Annotated in this window: 24 protein-coding genes and 1 other annotated feature; of the genes, 21 read left to right on the top strand and 3 right to left on the bottom strand. The window is 38.4% G+C overall.

Going from position 1 to position 24,265, the window contains the following annotated elements:
* Positions 1-178 precede the first annotated feature (178 nt).
* Together C3945_RS01070 and C3945_RS01065 are read left to right on the top strand one after the other, a co-directional pair.
* Positions 179-1,147 carry a 3'-5' exoribonuclease YhaM family protein gene (locus C3945_RS01070; RefSeq protein ID WP_161877837.1) on the top strand — a complete coding sequence of 323 codons (969 nt, stop codon included), beginning with the start codon at positions 179-181 and terminating at the stop codon, positions 1,145-1,147.
* A gap of 149 nt (positions 1,148-1,296) precedes the next feature.
* Complete coding sequence (locus tag C3945_RS01065; RefSeq protein WP_161877819.1) at positions 1,297-2,298, top strand: peptidylprolyl isomerase; 1,002 nt, start codon at positions 1,297-1,299, stop codon at positions 2,296-2,298.
* A 76-nt stretch (positions 2,299-2,374) separates the two neighbouring features.
* On the opposite strand, the gene C3945_RS01060 is transcribed toward C3945_RS01065, so the two are convergent.
* Both C3945_RS01060 and C3945_RS01055 read right to left on the bottom strand, forming a co-directional pair.
* The gene (locus C3945_RS01060; RefSeq protein WP_161877818.1) at positions 2,375-2,731 is read right to left on the bottom strand and encodes a YtxH domain-containing protein; all 357 of its coding nucleotides are present in this window, start codon (positions 2,729-2,731) and stop codon (positions 2,375-2,377) included.
* Between the two features lie 14 nt (positions 2,732-2,745).
* A complete protein-coding gene (locus tag C3945_RS01055; RefSeq protein WP_161877817.1) occupies positions 2,746-3,177 on the bottom strand; it encodes an HIT family protein in 432 nt (143 codons plus the stop codon).
* 142 nt (positions 3,178-3,319) lie between these two features.
* Here C3945_RS01055 and C3945_RS01050 point away from each other — a divergent pair, with 142 nt between their 5' ends.
* The 4 genes from C3945_RS01050 (at position 3,320) to trmB (ending at position 6,947) form a co-directional block, all read left to right on the top strand.
* Positions 3,320-4,060, top strand: a complete 741-nt coding sequence (locus C3945_RS01050; RefSeq protein WP_161877816.1) for an ABC transporter ATP-binding protein — start codon at positions 3,320-3,322, stop codon at positions 4,058-4,060.
* On the top strand, positions 4,057-5,259 hold the full coding sequence (locus C3945_RS01045; RefSeq protein WP_161877815.1) for an ABC transporter permease: 1,203 nt from the start codon (positions 4,057-4,059) through the stop codon (positions 5,257-5,259). The genes C3945_RS01050 and C3945_RS01045 overlap by 4 nt, the downstream gene beginning before the upstream one ends.
* A 157-nt stretch (positions 5,260-5,416) precedes the next feature.
* Positions 5,417-6,205 (top strand): phosphotransferase family protein, encoded by a 789-nt coding sequence (locus C3945_RS01040; RefSeq protein WP_161877814.1) that lies wholly within the window; start codon positions 5,417-5,419, stop codon positions 6,203-6,205.
* A gap of 100 nt (positions 6,206-6,305) precedes the next feature.
* Positions 6,306-6,947, top strand: a complete 642-nt coding sequence (gene trmB, locus C3945_RS01035; RefSeq protein ID WP_161877813.1) for a tRNA (guanosine(46)-N7)-methyltransferase TrmB — start codon at positions 6,306-6,308, stop codon at positions 6,945-6,947.
* Between the two features lie 82 nt (positions 6,948-7,029).
* Here trmB and C3945_RS01030 read toward each other — a convergent pair whose 3' ends face one another.
* Entirely contained in the window at positions 7,030-7,383 is a 354-nt protein-coding gene (locus tag C3945_RS01030) for a hypothetical protein (protein ID WP_237585434.1), read from the bottom strand.
* Between the two features lie 191 nt (positions 7,384-7,574).
* Between C3945_RS01030 and pepA the strand changes: the two genes are divergently transcribed.
* From pepA to hemG, 15 genes are all read left to right on the top strand, one after another.
* Positions 7,575-8,645, top strand: a complete 1,071-nt coding sequence (gene pepA / locus C3945_RS01025; protein WP_161877812.1) for a glutamyl aminopeptidase — start codon at positions 7,575-7,577, stop codon at positions 8,643-8,645.
* Positions 8,646-8,685: 40 nt separating this feature from the next.
* Entirely contained in the window at positions 8,686-9,297 is a 612-nt protein-coding gene (gene ytpR / locus C3945_RS01020) for a YtpR family tRNA-binding protein (RefSeq protein ID WP_161877811.1), read from the top strand.
* 29 nt (positions 9,298-9,326) lie between these two features.
* A complete protein-coding gene (locus C3945_RS01015) occupies positions 9,327-9,920 on the top strand; it encodes a hypothetical protein (RefSeq protein WP_161877810.1) in 594 nt (197 codons plus the stop codon).
* Between the two features lie 139 nt (positions 9,921-10,059).
* Positions 10,060-11,388: a UDP-N-acetylmuramate--L-alanine ligase gene (murC, locus tag C3945_RS01010; protein WP_161877809.1), complete on the top strand. Its 1,329-nt coding sequence runs from the start codon at positions 10,060-10,062 to the stop codon at positions 11,386-11,388.
* 162 nt (positions 11,389-11,550) lie between these two features.
* A complete protein-coding gene (gene polA / locus C3945_RS01005; protein ID WP_161877808.1) occupies positions 11,551-14,214 on the top strand; it encodes a DNA polymerase I in 2,664 nt (887 codons plus the stop codon).
* A gap of 125 nt (positions 14,215-14,339) precedes the next feature.
* Positions 14,340-15,161 (top strand): DNA-formamidopyrimidine glycosylase, encoded by an 822-nt coding sequence (gene mutM, locus C3945_RS01000; protein ID WP_161877807.1) that lies wholly within the window; start codon positions 14,340-14,342, stop codon positions 15,159-15,161.
* 14 nt (positions 15,162-15,175) lie between these two features.
* Positions 15,176-15,796 carry a dephospho-CoA kinase gene (gene coaE / locus C3945_RS00995; RefSeq protein WP_161877806.1) on the top strand — a complete coding sequence of 207 codons (621 nt, stop codon included), beginning with the start codon at positions 15,176-15,178 and terminating at the stop codon, positions 15,794-15,796.
* Between the two features lie 36 nt (positions 15,797-15,832).
* On the top strand, positions 15,833-16,297 hold the full coding sequence (gene nrdR, locus C3945_RS00990) for a transcriptional regulator NrdR (RefSeq protein WP_161877805.1): 465 nt from the start codon (positions 15,833-15,835) through the stop codon (positions 16,295-16,297).
* A gap of 95 nt (positions 16,298-16,392) precedes the next feature.
* Positions 16,393-17,796, top strand: a complete 1,404-nt coding sequence (locus C3945_RS00985; RefSeq protein ID WP_161877804.1) for a replication initiation and membrane attachment family protein — start codon at positions 16,393-16,395, stop codon at positions 17,794-17,796.
* The gene (dnaI, locus tag C3945_RS00980) at positions 17,796-18,728 is read left to right on the top strand and encodes a primosomal protein DnaI (protein WP_161877803.1); all 933 of its coding nucleotides are present in this window, start codon (positions 17,796-17,798) and stop codon (positions 18,726-18,728) included. The genes C3945_RS00985 and dnaI overlap by 1 nt, the downstream gene beginning before the upstream one ends.
* 86 nt (positions 18,729-18,814) lie before the next feature.
* Positions 18,815-19,046, top strand: a binding site (T-box leader).
* A 74-nt stretch (positions 19,047-19,120) separates the two neighbouring features.
* Positions 19,121-21,055: a threonine--tRNA ligase gene (thrS, locus tag C3945_RS00975; protein ID WP_161877802.1), complete on the top strand. Its 1,935-nt coding sequence runs from the start codon at positions 19,121-19,123 to the stop codon at positions 21,053-21,055.
* Positions 21,056-21,310: 255 nt separating this feature from the next.
* Positions 21,311-21,814 (top strand): translation initiation factor IF-3, encoded by a 504-nt coding sequence (gene infC, locus C3945_RS00970; RefSeq protein ID WP_161877835.1) that lies wholly within the window; start codon positions 21,311-21,313, stop codon positions 21,812-21,814.
* A gap of 77 nt (positions 21,815-21,891) precedes the next feature.
* Positions 21,892-22,092 (top strand): 50S ribosomal protein L35, encoded by a 201-nt coding sequence (rpmI, locus tag C3945_RS00965; RefSeq protein ID WP_161877801.1) that lies wholly within the window; start codon positions 21,892-21,894, stop codon positions 22,090-22,092.
* 41 nt (positions 22,093-22,133) lie between these two features.
* Positions 22,134-22,493 (top strand): 50S ribosomal protein L20, encoded by a 360-nt coding sequence (gene rplT, locus C3945_RS00960; protein WP_161877800.1) that lies wholly within the window; start codon positions 22,134-22,136, stop codon positions 22,491-22,493.
* A gap of 279 nt (positions 22,494-22,772) precedes the next feature.
* On the top strand, positions 22,773-24,170 hold the full coding sequence (gene hemG / locus C3945_RS00955; protein WP_161877799.1) for a protoporphyrinogen oxidase: 1,398 nt from the start codon (positions 22,773-22,775) through the stop codon (positions 24,168-24,170).
* The last annotated feature ends 95 nt before the right edge of the window (positions 24,171-24,265 follow it).

Raw genomic sequence — 24,265 nt, 5'->3', positions numbered from 1 at the left:
TAATGCCAGTAAGAACTTACTCAATTTAGTAAGGTAAAAAACAACGGGGAGGGTTCACCCCTTTGAGCTTGGTATATTTAGTCAGCTAGTAAAAGTGACTACGACCCAAGAAGCCCGTCACTTTAGTGATGGGAGGTTCACTAAACCCAATATGATTTTAGAGGAGACGTGTTGAGTGATGAAAAAACTGTATGACTACCAAAAAGATGAGCAGGTCAATATTTTTCTGCTTATTAAAGCGGCAGCTGAAAAAGTAACCCGCACAAATAAGCCTTATTTAGCTTTTACGTTTCAAGACACAAGTGGCGAAATCAACGCCAATTACTGGGACGTGACGCCTGAGGAAGTGGAGCAATACAGAGCAGGGATAGTCGTTAAAGTTGAAGGGAAAAGAGAAGAATATAATGGCAACCCCCAGTTGAGAATTGGTTCAATAAGGGTAGCAAAAGAAGATGAACCGTCGAATCCCGATTTATATGTGGAACGAGCACCCATACAAAAAGAAAAAATGATTGAAGCCTTTAATAAAGCGATGTTTGATATAACGAATGCCAATTTAAATCGGATTGTCCGTCACATTATGAAAAAGTATCAACGGGATTTTTTCCAAAGTCCAGCAGCTAAAAAGAATCACCACGCCTTTTTAGGAGGATTAGCCTATCATACGGTATGTATGTTGAAAATTGCTCAGTCTCTTGTAACCATTTATGAAGATTTGAATGCGTCATTATTATATGCAGGCATCATTTTACATGATGTAGGTAAAGTCATCGAACTGACTGGACCGACGGCCACTGAGTATACGTTGGAAGGCAAGTTGATAGGTCACATTGTTTTAATTAATAATGAAATAACGAAAGCCTGTCAAGAACTTAAAATAGACGAAAACCATGAAGATGTATTAATGTTGAAGCATTTAGTTTTGGCACACCATGGGGAATTAGAGTACGGTTCTCCGGTACGGCCGCAAATTCCTGAAGCTGAAATGATTCATTATATTGATCAAATTGATGCAAAAATGAATATGATGCAAGGGGCATTAAGAAAAACTGAACCGGGCGAATTTAGCGAACGGATCTGGGCTATGGGCAATCGCTCCTTTTATAAAAAAACAATGGAACCGCCTATTGACCATCACGAATCTTGACTATTTAACGAATTGTTTATGAAATGTTACCATTATTTTTGATAAGGGTTTTCAATTTTTAGTGACCTGTGTTATATTAATTGAGGTACAGTTAGTCTAACAACTAATGAGTATGTGGAAAATATAACATAGGATGTGTAATAAGTAGAATGGAAAAATGGTTATTAGGTGCAGTAGCTGCATCAGGTTTATTTTTAGCAAGTTGTGGGCAAAGCCCCGAGGTAGCTTCTACAGAAGCGGGTAGAGTTCGTGAAGACGAGCTATACGAAAGAATGAAAAATGAAGTCACTCAAAGCGGTATGACGTTTGGTGAACAAATGCTTCAACAAATTCTGTTAGAAGACATTTTAGCAGAAGCTTACGATGACGAAGTAACAGAAGAAGAAATAGATGAACTTTATACTGCAGAAGCTGAACAATTTGGTGGCGTAGAGGAATTCGAGAATACAATTGAAAACCAAGGTTTAAGTGCAGATGAAGTGAAAGACAGTTTGAGAATGACTCTTCACGTGAGACGCGCGGTAGAAAACCATGTTGAAATCACTGAAGAAGATATTCAAGCAGCTTATGACGAATATGAAGTGCTTCCTACAGTAGCTCATATTTTAGTTGAAGAAGAAGAATTAGCACAAGATATTATTAGCCAAGTAAACGATGGCGCTGAATTTGGAGAGCTTGTATCTGAACATTCTATCGATCACGGTACAGTTCCTGCTAATGGAGAGTTACCTCTTGAACAAGGACGTTTCGTTCCTGAGTTTGAAGAAGCAGCTAACCAACTAGAAGAGGGCGAAGTTACTCAAGAGCCCGTTGCAACAGAATACGGCTACCACATCATTAAATTGGTAGACAACGGTGAAAAAGGTACATTTGAAGAAGAGCGTGAAAACATTGAAGACATGCTTATTGAATCTTACCTGAATGATCCACAAGTGGTACAAGAAGCCGTTGGCGAATTAGTACGTAATGCTAACGTTCAAATCACTGATGAAGAATTGAGTGGCGCTATGCAGCAATTCATGGCTACTCCTGAACTACCGACAGAAGAGCCTGGTGAAGAACCAGTAGAAGAAGATGCAACAGACGAAACAGACACTGATGCTGACACAGAAACTGAAGAAGATACAGATACATCACAAGACGACGAGTAAAAGAAAAAAGAGTAAAGAAAAAAGAGGTTAGGACTTTTTTGTCCCAGCCTCTTTTTTATATGCCACTGTTTACCAACTAACTGGTTGGATTGGACAGGTTAGTCGTTGCTTTTTCTACTTCTGATTGGATCTTTTCAGTTTGTTCTTGAATACGTCTTAAACGAGGTTGCGTTTGATGTTGAAAATCAGTGACGGTTGCCTGAACGTCGGGAACAAATTCTTTTTGAACAAATTTGACTTCATCGGTCAACTGACTGATTGATTCTTTAAGGTGATTCACTTTTTCGGTTACATCTTGAACATTTTTATTTGCATCATCGACGTAATCTTTCGCCATTTGTTGATTTTCTTTCCCTGGACGTGGTGTTTTAACAAGGCCGTAAATGCCTCCCAAAACAACTCCAGACAGACTACCTAGTAAAAAATGATTCATGTGTCTTCCTCCTTTTAATTGTCTAATGCTTTAATCACGGCTTGCTGAATATCATCAAGCTCTTGGTCTGAATAGTCACTGCTGTGCTCTTCCCATTTCAAGCCAAAGCCGTCGTTATGTTCTGAATAACGGGGCAGTAAGTGTACATGTCCATGAAAGACACTTTGAGAAGCGATAGGCTCATTATTCATCAGCAGATTTAGCCCTTTAACTTCTGGATCAAACGTTTTTACTGCTCTGGCAATTTTGGGTATTTTAGAGAATACTGTAGCAGCTAACTCGTCAGAATAATCGAATATGTTCCTTACGTGTTCTTTTGAAATAACTAAGGTGTGTCCTTTTGTGACTTGAGAAATATCTAAAAAAGCGAAGACATCCTCATCTTCATATATTTTTCGACCAGGAATCTCCCCATCTATAATTTTACAAAAAATACAGTCGCTCATACTATCCCTCTCTCTTTTTCGCTATATAGTCACAGTTTATCATAGATTATGTGGAAATAATAAAAAGAAGCACAGGAGCTGTTTTAAAGGTGTTCAGCTGTGGTAAAATAAACCTACATAGTTTATGGAGGTTAGTCGATATATGAGTTTAACAGTAAATAATGTAACTGGTGGATACAGTCGAATTCCTGTGTTAAAGGATATCTCTTTCACTATTAACGATGGTGAATTGATTGGTTTAATTGGATTGAACGGGGCAGGGAAAAGCACAACTATCCGCCATATTATGGGCTTAATGGAACCTTTTGCTGGGGAGATTAAGTTGGACGGAAAGAGCTTGAACGAAGCACCCGAAGAGTATAGAAGAAAAATAGGGTTTATTCCCGAAACACCCTTACTTTATGATGAATTAACTCTAAGAGAACACATAGAGATTACTGGTATGGCTTTTGGTGTGGGAAAAGACGAGGCGATGAAACGAGCAGAACCCTTGTTATCGATGTTTCGACTGGATGGGCGTCTGGAATGGTTTCCGAGTGATTTTTCTAAAGGGATGAAGCAAAAAGTCATGATCGTGTGTGCATTTATTATCGATCCCTCCCTTTATATTATTGATGAGCCTTTTTTAGGTTTAGATCCACTAGCCATTAGAGACCTCATTAACTTAATAGTAGAAAAGAAAACTCAAGGCGCTTCCATCTTGATGTCTACACACGTTTTAGCCAATGCTGAACGCATTTGTGATCGATTTATTATTATAGATCAAGGAATAATCTATGCACAAGGGACACTGGAAGAATTGCGTCTTCACTTTAACTCGCCTGGTGCTAGTCTGGATGACATGTATACTCGCCTAGCAGATAGGGAAGGGTTCACGCAATGACAACAGATCATTTATTTAAAAGAAGACGTCAAGTTTACTATAAAAAACTGGGCAAATACTTGAAGTATGTCTTGAATGACCACTTTGTCTTAGCTTTGCTTCTCCTTTTTGGTGCTTTAGGCTTTACTTATTCTGAATACGTTGAGACGGTCAATTTGGGTGCTGTACTACCTAGGCTTGTTTTGTTAGTGATTCTTATAGGGGTATTAACCATAGGAAGGGTACGAACGCTAATAGAGCCAGCAGATAGTGTGTTTTTACTGCCATTGGAAGAAGAACTTGAAGCGGTTATGAAAGGGAATCTAGTCTTTTCGGTTAGTTTTTTTTCCATATTCATGATGTTAGTGGGTTTTATGTCTCTGCCACTGCTTACAGTTACGCTAGCTATTACTCAAGCAGAAGCTGTGATGTGGGTGGTGACATTAGTTTGCTGGAAGGCGAGTCAGTTAATGTCCTTATACAATGAAGGTAAACAGAAAGATTATGTTGTGCTTAGACAATCATTTATCTTTCTTGCGAGTATGGGGCTTATTATCAGTTTGTTTTTATCCATCGTCGTTGGCTTTGTGCTGTCAGTAGCAACTGTCTTAGGACTCATTTGGTTCAGTTTCTACTATGAAAAAACAACTCGATGGGACTTTGAATATTTAATTGAATCTGAATCAAAACGTGTGAACAGTCTTTATAGGTTGCTTAATTTGTTCGTAGAAACACCTTATCATTCTAATAAAGTGAGACGTTTCAAATGGCTGGATGGACTATTCTCCTCGCGATTTACAGATGCTTCTCCAACGATCTTTTATTTGGCTAGAGTGTTTATAAGAAATACGTCATTTAGTGGGTTATATTTAAGGTTAACAGTTATAGGTGGTATCGTGATAGTCTTTACAGACAGCTTGATAATCAATCTATTAATCAGTATACTGTTCCTTTATCTCATTGGCTTTCAACTACTGCCTTTAAATCAGATGATTCAGCAATCCATTACCTTTAGATTATACCCTTTATCCAATAAACTTAGAGAGCGTGCCATTCAACAGTTGTTGCTTTACTTACTATTAGCTGCTGGACTAGTGTTCTTCCTACTAGCACTAAATAGCGGAGTCGTAGAAGCAACTGTATTAGTGTTGATTAATCTAGTGTTTATTTTGGGATTTATTTATGTATATGTACCCAAGCGACTCAGGAAGAAAGCTTAAGGAGATAGGGAAGGATAGAAAGAGTGTGACTTTTTCTTTGCTTTCAAAATAAAAAGAACACCTATGCGCTTGACGGAAGTGTATTTTATTCCTAAAATAGAAGATACATCGTTGTCTGTAGGTAGTTAACGCAAGTATAAAAAAGGATTGAGACATTATGGAACTTGAAAGAGAAACGGGGTGGCAATTACATCCTATTGGCGGAGACACCGGGACGGCATATATGGGTACAAAAAATGAAGAAGTTTTATTTCTTAAGCGTAACTCTTCACCTTTTTTGGCTGCCTTGTCGTTAGAAGGCATTTCCCCTAAGCTGGTCTGGACAAAAAGAATAGGCAACGGAGACGTTCTGACTGCTCAAGAGTGGTGTAGTGGCAGGACCTTGCATCGTGAAGAAATGGATGCAATAAACGTTTCTGATATTATTCAAAAAGTACACGGATCAAAGAGCTTGAAAAGAATGCTGCATCGACTGGGTGGTAAAGTATATAAGCCGTCTGATTTTTACTATGACTGTGTGTATAAACTGGCTCCTGATTTAATGTCCCACCCCCTAATCAAACAGGCAATGGCTTGGTTAAAGAACAATCTGCCTGAACCTCAAAGTCAAGAAGATAGCGTGGTTTGCCACGGAGATATTTCGCATAAGAACTTATTACTGTCAGAAGATCAGGAATTATTTTTAGTAGACTGGGATTCAGTTATATTATCAGATCCGCTATATGATATTGCACAGTTGCTCGTTCGCTATATTAAACCTATCGACTGGAACGACTGGTTGGAGCGCTTTGCTTATTATGATCCCTCAGCGTCACAGGAAACACTATACTGGTATGTTACCGTTCATTTAATTTTAGATATTAAGAGTAACCACGGGAAGAGACAGTTCATTGATATGAATCAAAATTTATTGAAGTTAAATCATGTATTAGCACTATTTCCTTAATTTAATTCAACATGATTAGAATGACTACACTGAAAGTAGGAACAGGTTAACTCATCTGTTCCTTTTTTACTGACTAAGATATAAAAAAAGGAGCAAGCAAATGAGATTACGGCATAAACCCTATGCAAAAGAGAAACTAGAAGCCTACCCACACTTTGTGGTCCCATCCCCGGAAGAGTGGAAAGGACGTTGGGCAGAAAGATTTGGAAACGACAAGCCTATTCACATTGAGATAGGCTGTGGAAAAGGCCAATTTATTATTAATATGGCTAAACAATTTCCAGCGATTAATTTTATTGGAATAGAATTGCAAACAAGTGTGATTGTGTCTGCCTTAGAAAAACAAATTGAAGAAGAATTACCTAATGTTCAATTTATGCAAGTAGACGCTAAAGATTTAACAAACTATTTTGCCCCAGGCGAAGTTGATCGCATTCATTTAACTTTTTCAGATCCTTGGCCAAAGAACCGTCATGAGAAACGACGGTTAACATATAAATCATTCTTGTCAGTTTACAAAGCGATTCTTCACGATAAAGGGGAATTGCATTTTAAAACGGACAATCAAGGCTTATTTGAATACTCTTTAACGAGTTTTTCTCATTACCCAGCATCGTTAACACATGTGTATTTGGATCTTCACAACAGTGATGTAGAAGATAACGTCATGACAGAATATGAAGAGAAGTTTTCTCAAAAAGGAAACCGCATATACAAAGCGGTTATTCAGTTCAAAGCATAAACTAAAAACGAACGAGCATCATTTATCTGAAAGATAAGATGCTCGTTCGTATTTTTTTGTGTAAAGACTAATAATGAAAGAGTTAGACTCTATATAAATCAATGATACTGCCAGTGTAAGCATCAGCGATAAACTCGTACTGTACCAATGAGTTTTCTTCGTAACGAGAAACTCCACCGTAATAAACGTCTGTTTCATAAGTAAATTTTTTCCAAGGTACTTTTGTTAATTCAATCCACGACCCATCGATGGGTCCCTCTTTTAGAAATTCTTTTTTTATGGACTTCAAAATACCATCTGCATTTAAGGTTTTTTTCTTTTTATAAAAAGAAAATGTCAGCATACCGAGTATGAAAGCCAGTACTGCTGCTCCTGATAAATAAGCCCAATCTTCACCGCTATAACTTTTTTGAGTCATTTTTTTAGTATTAAACAATGGAACTCCTCCTATTCTAATGTCAGACACTAGTAAGTTTTTCTAAACCCTATTTTAACACACTCAAACAAAGAGTGTAAGAATAACGGTTGACTAGCTTAAACTTGTGAGTGATTTTGTGTATAATAATTAAGAATAGGTGAAACACTACTGTAAAGAGGGGGACAGGTTGGCAAAGCCAACAGAATATGATGACGAATGAAACGAGAGACTTAATTAAACAAACAACTGAATTAAAAGGGGTCAGCGGATTTGAGCACGAGGTCAGAGACTTTATGCGTGAGCACATGACTCCTTATGTGGATGATATTCAATTAGATGGACTGGGTGGTATTTTCGGGATTAAACAGTCAGAAAAACAAGATGCACCTAAATTAATGGTAGCTGCTCATATGGATGAGGTCGGATTTATGGTCTCTTCTATCACATCCAAAGGGTTATTTAAGGTATTGCCTTTGGGCGGATGGAATCCTTATGTCGTATCTGCACAGCGCTTTGTTATTCAAACGGCTAAAGGGCATTACCCAGTTGTATCGTCATCGATTCCTCCTCACTTATTAAAAGGCAAAGAATCATCTGGTGTATCGATTGATAGTATTTTATTTGACGGTGGTTTTGAATCCAAAGAAGAAGCTGAATCGTTTGGAGTCAGACCAGGAGATCCAATTGTACCGGATGTCGAAACGATTGAAATGGCAAATGGAAAGACATTTTTAGGAAAAGCTTGGGATAACCGATATGGTGTAACTTTAGTGCTCGAACTGTTAAAAAAACTTCAAAATGAGACACTTCCAAACACCTTGATTGCGGGAGCCAATGTTCAAGAAGAAGTCGGTTTAAGAGGGACAAAAGGAGCAGTAGTGAAATTTCGTCCAGATGCCTTTGTGGCAGTTGATTGTTCGCCAGCCAACGATTTGAATGGCGACAAAGAAGCCTTTGGAAGATTAGGAGATGGCTTTTTACTACGCATTCAAGATCCAGGAATGATTCTATCAAAAGAAATGAAAGAGTTTATTCTAGATACAGCAGAAAGCAACAATATTCCTTATCAGTACTTTGTGTCTAAAGGCGGGACAGATGCAGTGGCGGCTCATCAGATGAATGAAGGCATTCCAAGTGCAGTGATTGGTGTACCTGCCAGATATATTCATACCCACCAATCCTTATTCAGAATGGACGACTATGAAGCGGCTAAAGAAATGGTTTATCAATTTGTTAAAGCTTTCGATCAATCAGTACTTGATACTCTAAAACAGTTTTAATTCATTAAATGGGTTAAAATAGAAAAAGGGAGATAACATGATGTATATTAGCACGTACAATAATAACGGATTAGATGATGTATTAATGATACTATTTAAAAAAACCAATCTTCAAGAACAATCATATGGTAGACGAAATGACACCGTCACAATTAGAGACAAGAAGACAAAAGAAGTTGTCGGTGTGAATGTATTTAATGCGTCAACTTATTTGGAAGGATTAACGAATGGTCCTGTTACGTTGGAAGGGAAAAATCTTGAAGTAGTTAATCAATTGCTTGAAGAAGCTGGCGCAGAGAAGACATTAACTGAAAACACTGACCCTACATTTGTTGTTGGTCATGTGAAATCGTGTAAACCTGTCGAAGGGTCAGATCATTTAAATGTAACGGAAACTGAGGTCGATAAAGGTGAAGTCCTACAAATTGTCTGTGGAGCAAGCAATATAGCAGAAGGGCAAAAAGTAGTTGTCGCTAAAGTCGGAGCAGTGATGCCAGATGGTCTGGTTATTTGGCCGGGTGAATTAAAAGGGGTCAAGAGCGAAGGCATGATCTGTTCAGCTAGAGAATTAGGACTGCCTCAAGAATCAAGTGGTATTATGGTTCTGGATGACAGTGAACCAACTGGATTTCCGTTTCAGTTTAAACAGTAATCAGCATACTCAGTTAGGAGGGGGAGGCTATGTCGAATAACAAAAACGATTTTTTTGAATCGTCTTTAAAAAGAAGAAACGAAGAGTCTGACCGGGCAAAAGCATTGTCCTTTAATGAATCACATGACTTACCAAAGCACTTAAAGAGTAGGGACGAATTAGAAAAAGAGTTTAAAGATTATTTATCGACAAAAGAGGATAGTTTTGAGCGCAAGACTATTTCTCCTCCTTTTGAAGTGAGTAAGGTACCGTCACCTGTATACGGATATAAACGTCCGAAAGCAAAAAAACAAGAACCGAAATATAGTCAATTAAAAGATGATATGGTCAAGAAACCTGCTGAATTTATCTTTTATGAAGACCATGTGCCTCCTGAGGTTAGTGCGCAGTGGGGATTTGAAGAAAACCGTCAAATGGATGTAAATAAAGATAAGGTGCAGCCAGCAAAGGAGCTGTCAAAAGCAAATGATAATCGAGCTAAAGTGGCTCTAAAACCGCAAATTAAAAGAGGCTACGGCTTGCACCGAACATTAGCAGCCATTATTGAAGAAGAAAAAAGTGGCAATAATAGTGGGAAAAGCGAAGTGCCAGGACTTTTTCATCCTAGGAAAAATGGGAAATAAGAGTTTATGACAGAGAATCGTTAATTTGATTATGGATTAAATTGAGAAGCCAATACTACTAGCTTTTTTTCCTCATTTCAATTATAGTATACCATGGCGCAATTTTACGACACAGGATTATATGGAGGCTTTATTGCAAATGAATCAAGAAATAATATACCATTTCGTGGGGATTAAAGGATCCGGCATGAGTGCGTTAGCTCTAATACTGCACGATAAAGGGTTTAAAGTGCAAGGGTCAGACGTTAAAAAATACTTTTTCACTCAAAAAAACATCGAAGATGCAAACATTCCCATCTACCTATTTGATGAGAATAATATAAAAGACAACATGATTATCATTGCAGGGAATGCTTTCCCTGATACGCATGAAGAAATTGTCAAAGCGAAAGAGTTAGGGTTGCCTGTTAAACGATACCATGATTTCCTTGGTGAGTTGAGCAGTGAGTTTACCAGTGTATCCGTGACGGGTTCACATGGGAAAACAAGCACGACGGGATTACTAGCTCATGTCCTAAGTGGCATAAAAGGGACGAGTTATCTAATTGGTGATGGAACGGGTAAAGGTGAAAGAGATGCTGAGTATTTTGTGCTTGAAGCATGTGAATACAGAAGACATTTTTTAGCTTACGCTTCAGACTACGCTATTATAACGAATATTGATTATGACCATCCAGATTATTACACAAGCATAGAAGATGTTGAAGATGCATTTAAAGAATTCTCTTCTCAAATCAAAAAAGCTATTTTTGCCTGTGGAGATGACCCACGGCTTCAACAACTACACGCTAGCGTGCCGATTGTGTTTTATGGTTTTGATGATTATAACGATTTTCAGGCTAAAAATGTCAAGCGGTCGACAAAGGGATCTGAATTTGATGTTTATGTGAGAGACGATTTCTATGGGCGCTTCACTATTCCATCTTTCGGTAAGCACAATATACAAAATGCTTTAGGGGTCATTGCTTTCGCTCATTATGAGGGATTGAGCGCTGAGAAAGTGAAAGAGCGTTTGATGAGTTTCCAAGGTGTAAAGAGACGATTTACTGAGAAAAATGTGATGGATACAGTCATTATTGACGACTATGCCCATCATCCAGCAGAGATCAAGGCAACTTTGGACGCGGCACATCAAAAGTACCCGGATAAAGAAATCGTAGCTGTCTTCCAACCGCACACCTTTAGCCGAACGGTTGCTATGCTTAGCGAATTTGGCGAGGCATTGGATTTAGCTGACGCCGTTTATCTCTGTGATATATTTACCTCTGCTAGAGAGTTGGATGGAGATATTACGATAGAAGACTTGCTGGATAAAACGGAAAAAGGCAAAGGCATTGTGACTGTAGAAGATGTGTCTCCTTTGCTTAAGCACCGTAACCAAGTGGTTGTATTCATGGGTGCCGGCGATATTGAGAAGTTCGAGTTGGCATTTGAAAAAATACTCAGCCAAACGGAAGCACAAAATTAAATAGAGACACCCAAAGAGAAGGGGCTCACTGGAAGTAAATACGTTAAAGAACAGTCTATGTTCATCACGTATTTATATCTCTAAGTGAGTACCTTCTCTTTTTCTATTCGTTGAAGTTTGATACTATAGCTATAGGAAGATATAACTGGGAGATGAAAAAAATTGGCCAATAAACAAAAGTTATTATTAATTGATGGACACAGTGTTGCCTTTAGAGCATTTTATGGCTTACACAGTCAATTGGAGCGAATGAAAAATAAAAATGGGTTACACACGAATGCGATGTACGGCTTTCACAATATGTTGGAAGTCATTGTTAACAAAGAACAACCAACACATGCATTAGTGGCTTTCGATGCGGGTAAAACAACTTTCCGTCACGAACAATTTAAAGAATACAAAGGTGGCCGCTCAAAAATGCCTCCTGAATTTGCTGAGCAACTCCCTTTTTTCCCCGATTTACTAAAGGGTTTCGGGCTGAAAAACTATCAACTACCAAACTACGAAGCCGATGATATTATTGGTACGCTAGCCAAAGAAGCTGAAACAAAAGGGTTTGACGTCGTTATATTAACTGGGGACCGAGATTTGACGCAATTAGCTTCAGATTCTGTCAGAGTTGATATTACTAAAAAAGGGGTCAGCGATTTAAAGGAATACACGAAAGATTCGATCATGGAAGAGATGGGGATTAGTCCTGAGCAAATCATTGATATGAAAGGACTAGCTGGAGATGCTTCCGACAATATACCAGGTGTGACTAACATTGGTGAAAAAACAGCACTGAAGTTGCTTCATGAGTATGGGTCAGTTGAGAATCTTTATGAGAACATAGATGATATGAAGAAGTCTAAACGTAAAGAAAATTTGATTAACGAAAAAGACACAGCCTTTATGAGTAAACAATTAGCAACGATTGATGTAAAGGCGCCTATAACTATTACACTCGATGATTTAGGATACACAGGCTACAACATGGAGGCTCTTATCGCTTTTTATAAAGAAATGGACTTTAATTCGCATCTTCAAAAGCTGGACACGGAAGACTACATGGAACAACTGGCTGAAGAAGCGGTCGAGGTCGATTACGACTTTGTTGAAGAGATAACAACAAATATGTTTAAGAATGAGATGGCATTATATCTTGAAATGCTTACTGAAAACTATCATCAGTCGGAAGTTGTATCAGTGGCATGGGGCGATAAAGATAAAGTATACGTCGCTAGTCCTTCTACAGCTTTTTCTTCTGATGCTTTTAAGTCATGGATTGAAGATGAAAAGATGACGAAACAGGTCTATGATGTTAAAGCAACGTACGTGGCTTTAAATCACAAAGACATGGTACTTAAAGGTGTCAACTTTGATGTGATGCTCGCCTCTTATTTGCTGACGGCAGAAGACAGCAGTGGGGGCGATGTGACGGATGTGGCTAAAAAGCATGGTTACGATGGCGTCATGCCAGATGAAGTCGTCTACGGTAAAGGAAAGAAAATTAAATTACCTGAAGACTTAACCTTAATGTATGACCATTTAGCTAGAAAAGTTTTAGCGATTCAAGAGTTAGCCGATAAAATGGCTAAAGATATATCTGAGAATAATCAAGATGAATTGCTTAAAGAAATGGAAATGCCTTTAGCATTAGTCCTTGCAGACATGGAAATTCAAGGGATTACGGTAGACGCTGATCGTCTAGAAACGATGAAAGAAGAGTTTAAAGGTATTCTTGAATCGATTGAGGAGAGAATATTCGAAGAAGCCGGAGAGACGTTTAATATCAACTCTCCAAAACAATTAGGTGTGATTCTATTTGAAAAGATGGGCTACCCAGTTATCAAGAAAACCAAAACCGGATATTCAACAGCTCAAGATGTATTGGAGAAATTACAAGACCAAGCGCCTATAGTCGAACACATTTTACAATACAGACAGATATCCAAAATTCAATCGACGTACATTGAAGGGTTACTGAAAGTCATTGACCCTCAAACAAGCAAAATCCATACACGCTATTTACAAACCGTTGCGCGTACAGGTCGATTGAGTTCTGTTGATCCGAACTTACAAAATATTCCTGTCCGTTTGGAAGAAGGGCGTAAAATTAGACAAGCGTTTGTTCCAAGACAAAAAGGGTGGAAAATATTTGCCTCCGACTACTCTCAAATCGAACTACGCATACTAGCTCATATTTCCGAAGATGAGCACTTTATTAAAGCCTTTATGGATAATGAAGATATTCATACAACTACAGCGATGCGAGTGTTTGACGTAAAAGATGCGAAAGATATCACATCAAATATGCGTCGCGATGCGAAAGCTGTAAACTTCGGAATCGTTTATGGGATTAGTGACTATGGTCTATCTCAAAATTTGAACATCACTCGTAAAGAAGCTCAGAATTATATTGATACGTATTTTGATCGCTTCCCAGGAGTTAAACAGTTTATTGATACAGTCATTCGAGAGGCTAAAGAAAAAGGGTATGTTGAGACATTATTCAACAGACGTCGTTATTTGCCAGATATTAATTCAAGAAACTTCAATTTGCGCTCATTCGCTGAACGAACAGCCATGAATACGCCGATTCAAGGCAGTGCGGCTGACATCTTGAAAATGGCCATGATTGAGATGAACAAACGGATTAAGAGTGAAGGTTTGGAAGCAACCATGCTTCTTCAAGTCCATGATGAATTAATCTTTGAAGCACCAGAGTCTGAAATTGAGCAATTGGAAACATTAGTTAAAGAGGTCATGGAGCATGCGGTCGATCTAACTGTTCCACTAAAAGTGGAAAGTAGCTTTGGCGACAGTTGGTACGATGCCAAATAAAGAAAGTGAATGGAAAGAAAAAAAGCGGGTATTCACTCGCTTTTTTTCATGTTAAGCTTTAACCGAGTAGACAAGAAGAGTAGAAGGAATAAAAAAAGTATGAATATTAATGAGAGGTGAAACGGGTGCCAGAATTACCAGAAGTAGAAAGTGTTAGGCAGGGCTTAGAACACTTAGTTGTTGGTAAGCGAATCAAAGCAGTAAACGTATTATGGGATAATATAATAAAAGATCCGTCAGTCGATACATTTAAGCGACAGATAATAGGTCAGCGTATTGAATCAGTGGGAAGACGAGGAAAGTTTCTCTTGTTTGAGTTAACCTCAGACATGCTTATCAGCCATTTGCGAATGGAAGGGAAATTTAAAGTAGAAACGTCAGAGGCTCCATTAACGAAGCATACCCACGTCCTCTTTTCGTTAGATGACGGAACAGAGTTAAGGTACTTAGATGTGAGGAAATTCGGAAAGATGAGTTTGACTCCAAAACTATCAGCGTTCGAGCATCCCTCATTACGAGATTTAGGTCCGGAGCCTTTCGAGACTAGTTTAACTGATGACCACCTTCACCGTTTCTTAAAGAAACGTCAACGCTCTATAAAATCCTGCTTACTGGATCAGAAGATGGTTACTGGTATTGGGAATATCTACGCAGATGAAATCTTGTTTCGAGCCAAAGTCCACCCAGAGCGCCAAGCAAATACGCTAACGCCGGATGACATTGCTTTATTAAAAGAAGCGATTGTTTCCATTATGACGCAAGCAGTGGCTTCGGGTGGAACCACTATACGGACCTACGCTAATGCCTACGGTCAAGAAGGAAGCTATCAATCTCAGCTGAAGGTATACGGGAAAACAGGGGAACCTTGTCCAAATTGTCACACGCCTTTTGTTAAGGGAAAAGTAGCACAGAGAGGGACACACTATTGTCCAGTGTGCCAAACATAAAAGGGATGATAAACATGACATTAATTTTAGGGTTAACCGGTGGCATTGCTTCTGGCAAATCAACGGTCAGTCGTTTTTTTCAGTCATTGACTATACCGGTCATTGATGCTGATATAGTAGCAAGAGAAGTGATGAAGCCGGGATCGGATACATTAAAAAAGGTATCAGAAACCTTTGGTGTATCTGTTATAAAAGAAGATGGCACATTAAATAGAAAAAAATTAGGTTCAATTGTTTTTCATGACTCAAAGAAACTCAGTGATTTAAATCAAATCGTCCATGGGGCAGTCTATCAGTTGATGGAAAAGGAGAAGCAAAGTCTCATTGACGCTGGACACGACTTGATTGTGATGGATATCCCTCTTTTATTTGAAACGGGTTATGACCAAAGAGTGGACGAAGTGATGTTAGTTTATGTTGACCAAGCTACCCAGATCAAACGGTTAATGACTAGGGATCAACTGAGTGTTCCTGAAGCCGAAGCTAGAATTCGTTCTCAGTGGGCGATGGAGGACAAAGTTGCTAAGGCAGATACCATTATTGATAACACCGGAACCATAGAGAAAACGAAAGAACAAGTTCATGAGTGGATCATCCAAAAAGGGTTTAGTGCGCCTGACATACCTATGGTATAATAAGAGTAAGAATTCAATAGTAAAGGACTGAAAACCATGCATTGTCCAAAGTGCCACAATAATGGAAGCCGAGTAGTAGACAGCAGACCGACTGATGACGGAAAGGCGATTCGACGCAGAAGAGAGTGCGAAGAATGCAATTATCGTTTCACCACTTTTGAGCGAGTTGAACAAAGCGCAATTCTTGTAGTGAAAAAAAATGGAAACCGAGAAGAATTCAGCAGAGAAAAGTTGCTTAGAGGGATTAGACGAGCTTGCGAAAAAAGGCCTGTGGCAGCTGAAGACCAAGAGAACATTGTCAATAAAGTGGAGCATAAAATTAGAGATTATGGTGCCAGTGAAGTGCCATCAACTAAAATTGGTGAATATGTCATGGAAGAATTAGCTCATTTAGATGACGTTGCCTACATCCGCTTTGCGAGTGTGTATAGACAATTTAAAGATATTGGGGTATTCATGCAGGAAATGCAGGAACTCGAAAAAAAACGAAAAGATCATTAAGGTGACTAGTCATGCCAATCAAGTAAAACGAAAAAGACGTCAATCGTCTCAGATACTAGTCTGACAGCTGAACGTATGTGAAAGGATATGAGACGATGAATTACCCATGGAAAGAAATTAGTCCAAGAGATACCTTACAAATAAGTCAGTCAAGACTGTTGTCTGATTTAGATAAACGGACAGTAGTCTCTTTATACCAACCCTTAACCAGTATACAAGCAGTCAGTTTATATTTTTTAATGAATGAATATGTTGTGACTCACTCCTCTCCAGTCGTCTTCTTATCTGACATATTGAGTCAACTTGATATAGGAATTAAGGAATTTTATGAAGCTCGTATCAAACTGGAAGCTTATGGTTTACTAAACGTCTTTCAGCACAGTGAGAACCGTCATGATTATAAAATTGCAATTGAAGCGCCGATGACACCGGAACAGTTTTTCAGTGATCCGCTGCTTAGCATGCTCTTGACAGAAAAAGTTGGGCAACGACTGGTTATAGAATTAGAAGATCGCTTTACTAGTCAAAAAATAGAACTGGAAGATTACGTCGATATAACTAAGTCCTTTGGTGATGTGGTTCATGTCAATATGGATAAAATGAGTCAAACCGTGACTAAAGATACTCGACTAACTAGCGATGTCAAGCCGCTCTCTTTGAGTGAACAAGTGATGAAAGAAAGTGACTTTGATTGGGCATTTTTCAAAGAGGGGATTAATCGGCAATTCGTTTCAACCGCATCAATCGATGCTTCTATTAAGAAATTAATCTTCACTTTCCATACAATATACGGGATAAACGAGTTAGATATGCAGCGATTTGTATTGGAGGCTGCTGATGTTGGGACAGGACAAGTCAGTGAATCAAAATTGACTCGATTGATTCAAGACCACTACCTCCATTCGACTAATAGTAGGGGCAATTTATTTGAAGAAGAAGAAAAAACAGCCAAAGAGCAAACCTTCCGACTGAATGAATTGAAGCAAAAAGGGTATTCAACAGAAGAAATCGAAATTATTTTGCATGCTGAACAAACGAAACCCTATGCTTACCTTGAATCAATTAAAGAACAAAAAGGTGGATTCGTTTCAAGCAATGAGTCTTGGGTGTTGAAAGAACTGATAGAACAAGCGCCTTTATCAGCAGCAGTTATTAATATTTTAATCAACTATGTTTTAATCATTAAAAACTCACCAACCTTGGATAAAGGCTTTGCTATGAAAATAGCCAATGATTGGGCACAAAAACAAGTGAAATCGCCTGAAGAAGCGATGCAAAAAGTCAAAGAGTTGTATGCGTCGACTCAAGCATCTGCTACTCCTAAATCAAAAGCAAGTCATAAAGGGAATCAGTATTCAAATAGAAACGTCAGAAAAGAAACTTTACCAGAATGGGCTTATGAAACAGAACGTAAAGATGAACCAGTTAGTAATGAAGTTGAACAAGCCTTTAAAGAAAGACTGAAACGCATCCGTCAACGAAAGAGTGGTGAACAGTAATGGAAAGTTTAAGAACACAGTTGGAAAAGATGATGGACGCTCAGAAATTGAATAGCACGTACGCTGACATCATGAGAAATGTTGTCTTTCGTGATCCGGATGTCAAATTGTTTCTTTCCGAAAACAAAGACCAACTTGATAAAACCGCTATAGAGAGAAGTGCGTCTAAACTATACGAGTTTGTATCCGAAAAGAAAAAAGTAGCAAGAGACGAGGATGGTTTGGCGCCTGGGTATCACCCAAAACTTATTATTAATAATAACCGGATTGATGTCACCTATGTTCCAACGCCAGGTTTGTTAAACAGACAGAATCAAGAGAAAATTAAAAATCGTATTAAATCAGTCTATATGCCTAAAGACATTAAGACAGCTACCTTTGAAGACTTTGATCACTCTGTCAGCCGGCGAGAAGCGCTTGATAAAGCGATGATGTTCGTGGAAAATTATATCGATTCTCCAAAAGCTTTTCATAAAGGACTTTATTTACATGGACCGTTTGGTGTAGGAAAAACGTATTTACTTGGAGCTATAGCTTTTGAATTATCTGAGCAAGGCTATCCATCGACTTTAGTCCACTTTCCTACTTTAGCTGTTGAAATGAAACAATCCATTGGTAAGAATACGACAGAAGACAAGTTGGATGCATTTAAAAAAGCGCCGATTTTGATGTTGGATGATATTGGAGCAGACTCCATGTCTTCTTGGATTAGAGACGACGTTTTAGGCGTTATTTTACAATACCGTATGCAAGAGGAGTTACCGACTTTCTTTACGTCGAATTTTAATATGGAACAATTGGAATCGGAGCACTTGACCACCTCTCAGAGAGGGGAGACCGAACCACTTAAAGCGAAGCGACTAATGGAAAGAATCAGACTGTTGTCGGAAGAAGTCAGTATGTCGGGCGAGAATAGACGAAATAAACAATAGATAATAAATAATTTTATAAAATCTAATTGTCTAATGAATTATCCTGTGGTAGTATCTAATAGTATAGAGAGACCTTTAAACTAGCTAAATAACTATCGACAAAAAGACACCATATACAGCCCCTATTCTTATAGAGAGGAAAGCATTTGCTGAAAGCTTTCCAGAATACCTGTATATGACCGCTTTTTAAGATGTGCTTCGAACCGTAAGTAGGAGCAGACGTTACTCTGCGTTAAAGAGGAAATGAAGACAGAATGAGTGCGTTCGATTTATTCTGTAAACATGGGTGGAACCACGTCATTAATTTACGTCCCATTGAATTCGCTAGTTGTATACTGGCCTATTCAATGGGTTTTTTTATATTCCATGAACAAGAAAGAGGAGGAAATGGTATGTCAGATATAGTATCCGTTACATTGCCCGACGGTTCGGTTAAAGAAGTGAGTCAGGGAACTACACCTAAAGACATTGCAGGAAGCATTGCTAAATCTTTAGAGAAAAAAGGACTGGCTGCAAAATGGAATGGGGAGTTGATTGATTTTGATCGCCCACTTCTAGAAGATGGTGTGTTAGAAATTGTTACACCTGATCATGAAGATGCTTTATCAGTTTTGCGTCATTCGACTTCTCATTTGATGGCTCATGCCATTAAACGATTGTACCCAGACGTCAAATTTGGAGTAGGGCCGGCAATTGAACGTGGTTTTTACTATGATACAGATACTGAAAAACCGATTACAGATGATGATTTACCTAAAATTGAAGAAGAGATGATGGCTATCGTCAAAGAAAATCTTCCAATAACTAGGCGGGAATTGAGCAAAGAAGAAGCATTATTGTTATTCCAACAAGACCCTTATAAGGTAGAACTCATTGAGGAGTTACCTGAGGACGACATTATTTCCGTCTATGAACAAGGAGACTTTGTCGATTTATGTCGAGGGGTTCATGTACCAACAACAGGGCGCATTCAAGTATTCAAATTGCTTTCACTAGCTGGCGCATATTGGAGAGGAAATTCTAATAACAAAATGATGCAGCGTGTTTATGGAACAGCCTTCTTTGATAAAAAAGCGTTGAAAGAGTACTTGAAGATGCGAGAAGAAGCCAAAGAACGTGACCACCGTAAACTAGGTAAGGAATTAGATTTATTTATGATTGCACCAGAAGTCGGTTCAGGCTTACCGTTTTGGCTACCTAAAGGTGCAACGATTCGTCGCATCATCGAACGCTACATTACAGATAAAGAAATTAGATTAGGCTACCAGCATGTGTATACACCAATTATGGCAAATGTGGACTTCTATAAGCGTTCAGGACATTGGGATCACTATCATGAAGACATGTTCCCACCAATGGACATGGGAGACGGAGAAATGCTTGTTCTTCGCCCAATGAATTGCCCGCATCATATGATGGTGTACAAGGATGATGTGAGAAGTTACCGGGATTTACCTATTCGTATCGCTGAACTAGGGCAGATGCACCGTTATGAAAAGAGTGGGGCGTTATCAGGTTTACAGCGTGTCCGTGAAATGACATTAAACGATGCCCATGTATTTGTTCGTCCAGATCAAATCAAAGAAGAATTCAAGAGAGTCGTTCACTTGATGCTTGCTGTATTTGAGGATTTTGAAATTGAGGATTACCGGTTCCGATTGAGTTATAGAGATCCACAAAACACTGAAAAGTATTTTGACGATGATGAGATGTGGGAAAAAGCAGAGTCGATGCTGAAAGAAACACTGGATGATTTAGGCTTAGAGTATTTCGAAGCAACAGGAGAAGCTGCCTTTTATGGACCTAAATTAGATGTTCAGGTTAAAACAGCATTGGGAATTGAAGAAACCTTATCTACTGTACAGTTAGACTTCTTACTACCTCAACGATTTGATTTAACATACGTAGGCGAAGATGGTCAAGATACTCACCGTCCGGTGGTTATTCACCGAGGCATTGTGTCGACAATGGAACGGTTTGTAGCCTACCTTATCGAACGGTATAAGGGAGCATTCCCAACGTGGTTAGCGCCGGTACAAGCAAAAATTATTCCTGTTAACTTAGATGCTCACGGAGAATTTGCTCAAGAGTTGCAAGAGAAAATGGCTAACAAGGGCTTGCGTGTAGAAGTAGATACTAGAAATGAAAAAATGGGATATAAAATTCGAGAAGCTCAAACATTAAAAATTCCATATCAATTAGTCATTGGTGATAACGAAATGGAAGAGGGCACAGTTACTGTTCGAAAGTATGGCGAAAAACAGACTGAATCGATTGCACTCGAAGACTTTATCTCGAAAATGGTTGAGGAAAGTAATAAGAATTAAGGTAAGTCGAAAAAATGTTTGACATGATACAATATAAATGGTAATATGTACTAGTTGAGAAAATAAAGCAGAAGCCCCGCTTCTCGCCTGAGTGGATTGACATCCCTGGGCAGATATGGACGTATATATAATAAACATATGGCGACGTATGTTTTATGCGGAAATATGGCGGGACTTTTATGATTTCATAGAAGTCCCGCCATTTTCTGTGTTTTTCTCGCAAATTCTTTGGAGGTGACCACCATAGCTAAAGACATGATTGTCAACGATCGTATTAGAGCAACCGAACTTCGATTAATCGGAAAAGACGGTGAACAGATAGGTGTAGTCCCACGTAACGAGGCAATAAGAATGGCAGAAGAGTCTAACTTAGACGTTGTACTTGTATCGCCAAATGCTAAGCCCCCAGTGGCACGTATCATGGACTATGGTAAATATCGTTATGAGCAACAGAAAAAAGAACGTGAGACAAGAAAAAATCAAAAAGTAATCAACGTTAAAGAGATACGTTTGAGTCCTACTATTGATGATCACGACTTTGATACTAAACTGCGTAATGCTCGTAAGTTCCTTGAAAAAGGCGATAAAGTAAAAGTATCTATCCGTTTCCGAGGTCGAGCTATTACACATAAGGACATTGGTCGTGTAGTCCTAGAACGTATGGCGACAGAAACATCTGATATTGCAGTAGTTGAATCTAACGCTAAAATGGATGGCCGTAGCATGTTCTTAATGCTCGCACCGAAAAGTGAGAAATAATGAAGTAGCAAGCAGCTCGCTTCGGCGGCTGTTTATTACTGAAAAATGATAAGAAGACGTATGGGAGGAAATTGAGAATGCCTAAGCAAAAAACGCATAAAGGTTCTGCAAAAAGATTTAAACGTACAGGTACTGGCAAACTAAAAAGAGGCCGTGCTAAAACAAGTCACTTATTTGCGAACAAAACTCAAAAACAAAAACGTAAATTACGTAAATCAGCTTTAATTTCTAAAGGGGATTTCAAACGTATCAGACAAATGGTTGCTAAAATGAAATAATGATTTCATAATCATAGCATTGCATTCAAGGAGGAAAAATAATGGCACGAGTAAAAGGTGGAGTCGTCACCCGCAGACGCCGTAACCGCGTATTAAAATTAGCTAAAGGGTACTATGGTGCAAAACACAAGTTGTTTAAAGTAGCAAAACAACAAGTAATGAAATCATACATGTACGCTTACAGAGACCGTAAACAAAACAAACGTAACTTCCGTAAGTTATGGATTGCCCGTATTAACGCTGCAGCACGCATGAACGGATTAAGCTATTCTAAATTTATGCATGGCTTAAAATTAGCTGAAATTGATTTAAACCGTAAAGTATTAGCAGATTTAGCTATTACTGATGCAGAAGCATTTACTGCATTAACTAACCAAGCTAAAGACGCATTAAACAAATAATTGACAACACTCTTATAATAGATATTCACAATAATGTGGATTATTATAAGAGTGTTTTTTTAATAATCTTAACAGTAAAGACATAAAGTTTTAACCCAATAATGTAAACATCATGGTATAATATGATGGAATCCGGAAGAACCGATTCTTTCACATGAAAGAACCGAATACTTATCCAGATACATTGCGCTGCCACTTTTTTAAAAAGGGAAAATAAAGAACAACGTTATACTTAGTACAATCTTAGTATTTTAGCATAGTGATGAAAGGAAATGGTGAATGGAAAAGGCTAAAAAGCGAATAGCTATCATTGGCAGCGGCATAACTGGGTTAACTACTGCCTACCGTTTGAAACAGCAGATAGAAACTGAAAATCTGCCTTATGAAGTCATTTTACTCGAGTCTTCTATCCGTTCAGGTGGAAAGTTATTTACTATGAAGTTCGGGGATCAATACATAGACCTTGGTGCTGAATCCATTGATACTAGGCTCCCAGATGCTGAGGCATTGATAGAAGAGCTGGGACTTCAAGATAAAATGGAGTACAGCAAACACGTAAAACAAGATATTTTTGCCTTCAATACATTATATTACTTCGATTGTCCTACCTACAAAGGCATTCCTGTAAAGCGAACGGATATATGGAAATACGATCTGATTTCTTTTCAAGGGAAGTTAGAATTTCTTAGAGAAACATACTTTCAACGTTCAAAACAGAAAAAAGAAGTTACAGCCAAAGATTATCTTGCTAGCCGTATTGGTGAGGAGATGGCTAAGTATGTTGCTGAACCCTATTTTTCTAAAATCTTTGCAAGTGACATCGATGATATTGGTATAAATCGATTTAATGAGGTCATTGTCGAAAAAGAAAAAGAGTACGGGACATTGACTAAAGCGATTGAAGCCCATCCAGAACTATTAGATGGCGACGGTAACTTTGCTACATTCACTGAAGGGTTGGAAACGTTAACTCGTGCGTTGACGGATCAGTTGGAAAACACGATTCGTTATTCGAAAAAAGTAACCGAAATCAAAAAGAGTATTAATAACACGTATATCATTGATATTAATAACAAAGAACAACTACGAGTGGACTCGGTATTAGTGGCGACAGACTCTGAGGCATATAAGCCGCTATTTTCTGATTTAGAGCTGAGTTCATATTTCAAAGATATCAAAACAGGGTCCATTGGCTTTATTCTGTTCAGCTTCCCGAAAGGGTCCATTAATAGGCCACCAACAGGTAACGGTGTCTTGTCTGTGCGACTAAATAACTCGTATATTCAAAGTGTGGTTTGGTTGAATAAAAAATGGGAACACTATGCTCATAGAGATGAAGAGTTATTAGGTGTTTACTTCGGAAGAAGCAACGATGGGATCATGATGTCTTTAAGCAATAAGCAAATTGAAGAAGCTATTTTAAAAGATTTATCTGCTATGCTTGATATTCATGCTAAGCCTAACTACAAAATCATTAAACGCTGGCCTAATGCCATTCCTCAGTTCAAGTTAATGTATGAACGAAAAAGAAAAAATCTTTTCGAATTCTTGGATGAAAAATACCCAGGTCTCTATTTAGCCGGCAACGGCATTGATGGTTTTGGAATTAGCAACTGTATTAAACAAGCAAATAAAGTTAGCACACAAATCATTGACTATTTAAAAAACACAAAATAGTTTTTATGCGTACATCAATGGCTCAACACATTCAAAAAAACAGCAGATTCTTCTTGAAAGTAGAGATTCTGTTGTTTTTTTTTATCTAAATGACG

Source organism: Alkalibacterium sp. MB6, assembly GCF_009935905.1.
Classification (GTDB): domain Bacteria; phylum Bacillota; class Bacilli; order Lactobacillales; family Carnobacteriaceae_A; genus Alkalibacterium.
Note: the sequence above shows the minus strand (reverse complement) of the source record. Positions and strands in the feature narration are given on the sequence as shown.

What these genes read in the sequence shown, in the direction of transcription:
- trmB (WP_161877813.1), top strand. Translation starts at nt 6,306, where the DNA reads ATGAGATTACGGCATAAACCCTATGCAAAAGAGAAACTAGAAGCCTAC.
- C3945_RS00985 (WP_161877804.1), top strand. Translation starts at nt 16,393, where the DNA reads ATGAATTACCCATGGAAAGAAATTAGTCCAAGAGATACCTTACAAATA.
- C3945_RS01060 (WP_161877818.1), bottom strand. Translation starts at nt 2,731, where the DNA reads ATGAATCATTTTTTACTAGGTAGTCTGTCTGGAGTTGTTTTGGGAGGC.
- C3945_RS01040 (WP_161877814.1), top strand. Translation starts at nt 5,417, where the DNA reads ATGGAACTTGAAAGAGAAACGGGGTGGCAATTACATCCTATTGGCGGA.
- pepA (WP_161877812.1), top strand. Translation starts at nt 7,575, where the DNA reads ATGACGAATGAAACGAGAGACTTAATTAAACAAACAACTGAATTAAAA.
- coaE (WP_161877806.1), top strand. Translation starts at nt 15,176, where the DNA reads ATGACATTAATTTTAGGGTTAACCGGTGGCATTGCTTCTGGCAAATCA.
- thrS (WP_161877802.1), top strand. Translation starts at nt 19,121, where the DNA reads ATGTCAGATATAGTATCCGTTACATTGCCCGACGGTTCGGTTAAAGAA.
- C3945_RS01015 (WP_161877810.1), top strand. Translation starts at nt 9,327, where the DNA reads ATGTCGAATAACAAAAACGATTTTTTTGAATCGTCTTTAAAAAGAAGA.
- C3945_RS01055 (WP_161877817.1), bottom strand. Translation starts at nt 3,177, where the DNA reads ATGAGCGACTGTATTTTTTGTAAAATTATAGATGGGGAGATTCCTGGT.
- nrdR (WP_161877805.1), top strand. Translation starts at nt 15,833, where the DNA reads ATGCATTGTCCAAAGTGCCACAATAATGGAAGCCGAGTAGTAGACAGC.
- rplT (WP_161877800.1), top strand. Translation starts at nt 22,134, where the DNA reads ATGGCACGAGTAAAAGGTGGAGTCGTCACCCGCAGACGCCGTAACCGC.
- infC (WP_161877835.1), top strand. Translation starts at nt 21,311, where the DNA reads ATGATTGTCAACGATCGTATTAGAGCAACCGAACTTCGATTAATCGGA.
- C3945_RS01070 (WP_161877837.1), top strand. Translation starts at nt 179, where the DNA reads ATGAAAAAACTGTATGACTACCAAAAAGATGAGCAGGTCAATATTTTT.
- murC (WP_161877809.1), top strand. Translation starts at nt 10,060, where the DNA reads ATGAATCAAGAAATAATATACCATTTCGTGGGGATTAAAGGATCCGGC.
- rpmI (WP_161877801.1), top strand. Translation starts at nt 21,892, where the DNA reads ATGCCTAAGCAAAAAACGCATAAAGGTTCTGCAAAAAGATTTAAACGT.
- C3945_RS01065 (WP_161877819.1), top strand. Translation starts at nt 1,297, where the DNA reads ATGGAAAAATGGTTATTAGGTGCAGTAGCTGCATCAGGTTTATTTTTA.
- hemG (WP_161877799.1), top strand. Translation starts at nt 22,773, where the DNA reads ATGGAAAAGGCTAAAAAGCGAATAGCTATCATTGGCAGCGGCATAACT.
- C3945_RS01050 (WP_161877816.1), top strand. Translation starts at nt 3,320, where the DNA reads ATGAGTTTAACAGTAAATAATGTAACTGGTGGATACAGTCGAATTCCT.
- ytpR (WP_161877811.1), top strand. Translation starts at nt 8,686, where the DNA reads ATGTATATTAGCACGTACAATAATAACGGATTAGATGATGTATTAATG.
- dnaI (WP_161877803.1), top strand. Translation starts at nt 17,796, where the DNA reads ATGGAAAGTTTAAGAACACAGTTGGAAAAGATGATGGACGCTCAGAAA.
- C3945_RS01045 (WP_161877815.1), top strand. Translation starts at nt 4,057, where the DNA reads ATGACAACAGATCATTTATTTAAAAGAAGACGTCAAGTTTACTATAAA.